The organism is Chromohalobacter sp. HP20-39 (genome assembly GCF_033052815.1).
Classification (GTDB): Bacteria; Pseudomonadota; Gammaproteobacteria; order Pseudomonadales; family Halomonadaceae; genus Chromohalobacter.
This window is the reverse complement of the sequence record NZ_JAWHTP010001053.1, coordinates 1-244: the sequence shown is the minus strand read 5'-3', so window position 1 is coordinate 244 and position 244 is coordinate 1. Positions and strand designations below refer to the sequence as shown.

1 protein-coding gene is annotated in these 244 nt (G+C 58.6%); it reads left to right on the top strand.

Going from position 1 to position 244, the window contains the following annotated elements; translation table 11 throughout:
- Positions 1-244 (top strand): recombinase family protein (locus RVY79_RS21140; RefSeq protein ID WP_317466573.1); only part of this gene is annotated, 244 nt, incomplete at both ends.

Below are 244 nucleotides of genomic sequence, written 5' to 3'. Positions count from 1 at the left end.
CGACACGTTGGTCGTGTGGCGACTAGACCGGTTGGGGCGCAACTTGCAGGACCTCGTCCGCATAGTCAACGACCTGGAAAAGCGCGGCATCAAGTTCAAGTCCCTGAAGGAATCTATCGATACTGGGAGCCCTTCCGGCAAACTTGGATTTCATATGTTTGCAGCGCTGGCCGAGTTCGAACGTGAAGTTATCAGGGAGCGAACCATGGCGGGCTTGGCGGCAGCGCGAGCGCGGGGCCGCAAA